The organism is Mesorhizobium sp. M1E.F.Ca.ET.063.01.1.1 (assembly GCF_003998155.1).
Lineage (GTDB): Bacteria > Pseudomonadota > Alphaproteobacteria > Rhizobiales > Rhizobiaceae > Mesorhizobium.
Map to the genome: position 1 here is coordinate 1 of NZ_RZSC01000457.1, position 4,796 is coordinate 4,796.

At 59.7% G+C, this 4,796-nt stretch carries 7 protein-coding genes and 1 pseudogene; 4 read left to right on the forward strand and 4 right to left on the reverse strand.

Annotated features, from left to right (window positions below; translation table 11 throughout):
* Positions 1–207 (reverse strand): phosphoribosylformylglycinamidine synthase subunit PurQ (locus tag EOA29_RS25265; protein ID WP_189478981.1); only part of this gene is annotated, 207 nt, incomplete at its 3' end.
* A gap of 117 nt (positions 208–324) precedes the next feature.
* Here EOA29_RS25265 and EOA29_RS25270 point away from each other — a divergent pair.
* On the forward strand, positions 325–1,071 hold the full coding sequence (locus tag EOA29_RS25270) for a hypothetical protein (RefSeq protein WP_126093619.1): 747 nt from the start codon (positions 325–327) through the stop codon (positions 1,069–1,071).
* A 224-nt stretch (positions 1,072–1,295) separates the two neighbouring features.
* On the opposite strand, the gene purS is transcribed toward EOA29_RS25270, so the two are convergent.
* Together purS and purC are read right to left on the reverse strand one after the other, a co-directional pair.
* Positions 1,296–1,538: a phosphoribosylformylglycinamidine synthase subunit PurS gene (gene purS, locus EOA29_RS25280; RefSeq protein WP_126093620.1), complete on the reverse strand. Its 243-nt coding sequence runs from the start codon at positions 1,536–1,538 to the stop codon at positions 1,296–1,298.
* A 59-nt stretch (positions 1,539–1,597) separates the two neighbouring features.
* The gene (purC, locus tag EOA29_RS25285; RefSeq protein WP_126093621.1) at positions 1,598–2,392 is read right to left on the reverse strand and encodes a phosphoribosylaminoimidazolesuccinocarboxamide synthase; all 795 of its coding nucleotides are present in this window, start codon (positions 2,390–2,392) and stop codon (positions 1,598–1,600) included.
* A 277-nt stretch (positions 2,393–2,669) separates the two neighbouring features.
* Here purC and EOA29_RS25290 point away from each other — a divergent pair, with 277 nt between their 5' ends.
* Positions 2,670–2,990 carry a DUF1476 domain-containing protein gene (locus EOA29_RS25290; RefSeq protein ID WP_126093622.1) on the forward strand — a complete coding sequence of 107 codons (321 nt, stop codon included), beginning with the start codon at positions 2,670–2,672 and terminating at the stop codon, positions 2,988–2,990.
* 157 nt (positions 2,991–3,147) lie between these two features.
* Positions 3,148–3,921, forward strand: coding sequence for an HpcH/HpaI aldolase/citrate lyase family protein (locus EOA29_RS25295; protein WP_126093623.1), 774 nt, complete (start codon positions 3,148–3,150; stop codon positions 3,919–3,921).
* A gap of 19 nt (positions 3,922–3,940) precedes the next feature.
* Here EOA29_RS25295 and EOA29_RS25300 read toward each other — a convergent pair whose 3' ends face one another.
* Entirely contained in the window at positions 3,941–4,498 is a 558-nt protein-coding gene (locus EOA29_RS25300) for an alpha/beta hydrolase (RefSeq protein ID WP_126093624.1), read from the reverse strand.
* Positions 4,499–4,703: 205 nt separating this feature from the next.
* Between EOA29_RS25300 and EOA29_RS43235 the strand changes: the two are divergent.
* Positions 4,704–4,796 (forward strand): annotated as a pseudogene (locus EOA29_RS43235) (VOC family protein); the annotation flags it as partial.

Consider the following 4,796-nt stretch of genomic DNA (forward strand, 5'->3'; position numbering starts at 1 on the left):
CATCACCGGCATGCGCGCGGCGATCGCCCCGCAGCGCAGATAGTCGCCGAAGGAGAAGCCGCCCGGGATGGCGATCAGGTCGACGTCGGGGATTTCGGTGTCGGTCTGCCAGACGGTCGCCGGCGCCTGCCCGGAAATCTTGGTCAGCGCCGCGATCATGTCGCGGTCGCGGTTGAGGCCAGGCAGGAGGACGACGGCTGATTTCATGGGATGTCCAATTGACTCAAGAGGCGTATCCAACTTTGGCGTACCGGCAGCGCAATTGCGGGTCAAGCGAAGGTTAAGGCTTTTAAGCTATTTGGCGCGTTGAATTGGGCGACGCACTTGAAAAGCGGCTGGGAACTGAAGTTCGACGATCGACGCTGGGCCTCTGGGATCGCCGGGGCAATTGTTCTGCTTATTTCCGCATTTGTATATGCGTTCTTCTCCCAGGCGGACGCCACTTTTGCGACGGCATTCTCAAAGACATTTTCTTTGAAAGCCGATCTCGGCCGATGCTCTTCGTCCTTTGCAGATCTAATTATGGCACAGATCGTGTATGCACTGGCGACCTGTCTCGTGCTTTCGGGGCTTGCGATTGCGATGGGTGTCGCCGCCATCACCGACACCCCCAACAGGTCGAGGTACCTCAAGCTTCTCCTGGCAACATTGGCGTTCCTGCTCTTGTTGCTCGCGTTTGCGATGAATGACGATGGATTTTGGCTTAGCTCCACAAGTCGCAGATCTTTCGGGCGACGTTTGAGTTTTGTCGATGCTTGTGTGCAAAGCCACAACACCAATTTCATTCGTCTCTACGTGATGAGTGTCTGGCTTGCTTTCGGCTCCTGGATGCTCATTCTTATGGAGCTTCTATATTTTCGGGCGATACTATTCCGTCGAAATTACGATGAGTTGCCAGAAAATCCACAGCTTCGCGCTGAAATACTAGCAATTCGCTCAAAGTACGGCGCAGTGAATCAGAGGCTGAAGAAGCCGCCATGGACATTCTCGATGCTGGTGTTCGTAGGCCTTCTGCTTACCTTCGTAGTTCATGGGCTCTACAATGTGGCGGTTGTCTTAAGCGCCATCTAGGAAATGTTCGATACGGTCGAGCCGATCGTCGCAACGGGCGAGCATGCCATGGATATTCTTCACATCACCCGCAGTGGCAATGATGTGCCCGTGGATAGAACCCAAGCTCAGATTTGACCTCCGAGAAGTCCTGGGAAAGCTCACCGCGTTGCTGATCCACACGCTTCAAAAGCGCGTAAATCAACTCGTTTGTGACTTCCGCCATCGGCCTCTCTAGCACAACCTCAGGTTATGGCCACACTATAGTTCTCAATCACCGTGTTCGCCAGAAGCTTGTCGCACATGGCCTTGAGATCGGCTTCGGCCTTGGCCTTGTCGGTGCCGGTGAGCTCGATGTCGAACACCTTGCCCTGCCGCACCTGCCCGACACCGTCGAAGCCCAGACCTGACAGCGCGTGCTCGATCGCCTTGCCCTGCGGGTCGAGGACGCCGTTCTTGAGGGTCACGGTAATGCGGGCTTTCATCAATACTCCTGGATGATCCTGGTGCGGGGCGGCGGACCTGCCGTTGCCGGCAGGCCGCTTAATCAGTGCTTCAGGCCTTTCGGCGACTCGGAAGAGGCGACAAGCACGGGCCCCGTGGGGCGCGGCGGCTCGTTCTCGTTCATGATGCCGAGACGGCGGGCGACTTCCTGGTACGCCTCGACCAACCCGCCCATATCGCGGCGGAAGCGGTCCTTGTCGAGCTTGTCCTGGGTCGCGACGTCCCACAGCCGGCAGGAATCGGGCGAGATCTCGTCGGCGACGACGATGCGCATCATATCGCCCTCGAACAGCCGGCCGCATTCGATCTTGAAGTCGACGAGCTGGATGCCGACGCCCAGGAACAGGCCGGAGAGGAAGTCGTTGACGCGGATGGCTAAAGCCATGATGTCGTCGATCTCCTGCGGGCTTGCCCAGCCGAAGGCGGTGATGTGCTCTTCCGACACCATCGGATCGTCGAGCGCATCGGCCTTGTAGTAGAACTCGATGATCGAGCGCGGCAGCACCGTGCCTTCCTCGATACCCAGGCGCTTTGCCAGCGAACCGGCGGCGACGTTGCGCACGACCACTTCGAGCGGGATGATCTCGACTTCCTTGATCAATTGCTCGCGCATGTTGAGCCGGCGGATGAAGTGGGTCGGGATGCCCATGCGATTCAGATGGTTGAAAATGTGCTCGGAAATGCGGTTGTTGAGCACGCCCTTGCCATCGACCACTTCGTGCTTCTTCTTGTTGAAGGCGGTGGCGTCGTCCTTGAAGAACTGGATCAGCGTCCCGGGCTCAGGTCCCTCATAGAGGATCTTGGCCTTGCCTTCGTAAATGCGGCGGCGATTTTTCATCTGATTTTTTTCTCTGGATTGGCGGGCAGGCGGCAAGCGACCGGTTCCTGTCCGTCTGCCTAAATTAGTTGCGGCGACGGTGGCGTTCAATGCCGGTGTCTATAGCAATCGTAATGTTTGCTCAATCGGCAAATCCAGCCGATCAACCGGTTTCAGGACTGAAATGCCGCAGCGCAGCATGCGATGTAGCGTATTGACCGGCCGGCAGCCTTTTGGTTTGTGCTGGGTAAGCACACATATTCATCGCCAAGCGAATCGATTTGACCGGAGGGACGTCATGAGCAGCATGAAAGACCGCGAAGAGGGCTTCGAGCGCAAATTCGTCTTCGACGAGGAGCTCCGCTTCAAGGCCGCCGCGCGCCGCAACAGGGCGCTCGGCCTGTGGGCCGCCGAAAAGCTCGGCAAAACCGGCGCCGATGCCGAAACCTATGCCAAGGAGGTGGTCGTCTCCGATATCGAGGAAGCCGGCGACCACGACGTCTTCCGCAAGATCCGCAAGGATTTCGACGCGGCCGGCGTCAACCAGTCGGACCATCAGATCCGCCGCACCATGGATGAGCTGATGGCGCAGGCGATCGAGCAGATCAAGAACGCCTGAACCTTCATGAGCATGGTATCGTCCGAAAACTGCTTCACACTTTTCGGCATCATGCTCTAGCTGGACCAATCGACCGCCCGGCTCAGCCAGGCGGTTTTTCTTTGCCTTGCCGCCGTTTCCGGCTGAAAACTGCGGATTGTTAACAAGGAAAGTTCCGATGTCGCTCAAATCCCGCCTGGCCGCCAACGAAACGCTGTTCACCGCCTGGTCCGGAGTACCGGACGCGCTGACGGTCGAAATCATCGCCAAGCAGGGTTTTGATGCCGTCACGCTCGACATGCAGCATGGCGGCCATCACGAGGACAGCGTGCTGCGCGGCCTCGTGCCGGTGCTTGCCGCCAACAAGCCGGCGCTGGTGCGCATTCCGGTCGGCCGTTTCGACATGGCCAGCCGCGCGCTCGATTTCGGCGCCGAGGCGGTGATCGCACCGATGGTGAATTCGGTGGCCGATGCCAGGCTGTTCGCCGCCGCCATGAAATATCCGCCGATGGGCGAGCGCTCCTGGGGCCCGACCTATGCCTTTCCGCGCCACGGCAAGGGCGATCATGCGGAATGGCTGCGCGACTCGAACCAGCGCACCATGGCCTTCGCCATGGTCGAGACGCGGGCCGCGTTCGAGGCGCTCGACGGCATCCTCGACACGCCCGGCATCGACGGCATCTTTGTCGGCCCGTCGGATTTCTCGATCGCCTGGTCGAACGGCACCACTGTCAATTCGACGCTGGAAAGCATGATGGAGACGGTCGCCTCGATCGCCGAACGGACGCGCAAGGCCGGCAAGCATGCCGCGATCTACGTCATCGAGCCGGCCATTGCCGGCCGCGTCGTGTCGATGGGCTACCGGCTGCTCGCCATGGGTTCGGACCACACGCTGATTTCGCTGGGCGCGAAGACTCTGTTGAAGAGCATGCGGGATTCGATCGGCTCCTGAACCGCCGAACAAAAGAAACTCAAGGTTCCTTCAGTTCGGTCAGGAACTTGGCAAAGGTCATCGAGCCTTCGGGCCATGGCCCGAAGCCTGAGTCCGCGTTGAGATGGCCGGCCTCGCCGGCGTCGATGAACAGCGACCCCCAGGCGGCGGCGATATCCTCGGCGACGTCGAAGGCGCAGAACGGATCGTTACGGCTGGCGATTACGATCGACGGGAAGGGCAGCGCCTCGCGCGAATAGGGCCCGAAGGTCATCAGGTGCCTTGGCCTTATCTCAGGATTTGCGACATCGGGCGGCGCCACAAAGAAGGCGCCGGCGACCGGTTTCTGGAATTGCGGGATAGCCTGCACCGCCGCCGCGACGCCCAGCGAGTGGGCGACGATCACCACCGGCCGATCGGCCTCGTTGACAGCTCTGGCCACGCTTGCCGTCCAGTCCTCGCGCACCGGCTTCGACCATTCGGCCTGTTCGACCCGGCGCGCCGTCGACAGTTTCGACTGCCAGCGGGTCTGCCAGTGCTCGGGGCCGGAATTGGTGTAGCCCGGCACGATGAGAATATCTGCGTCTCTGACTTTCATGGCGCGGATGTAGCGAGCGGCCTTGCCTCATGCAACCATGCCTGTGGGGCGCGGTAGATCACAAGTGTGAACAACCTGTTCGATTCTTTCCATCTTGTGTGAACGATCTCAATCGACGATCTCATGCAGGAGACAAGAACAGATGATCGTGGCACGGGGCTCCTCCAATCGGAGCCCGTCAGATGCCGCCCGAACGGAGAGTTTGATGAGTGAACTGCCCTTTGCCGCGACCACCCCGGTCAGCGTCTCACGCGTCGGGTTGAAGGCGCGCGATGCGGAAAACCTTGCTGCCTATTAC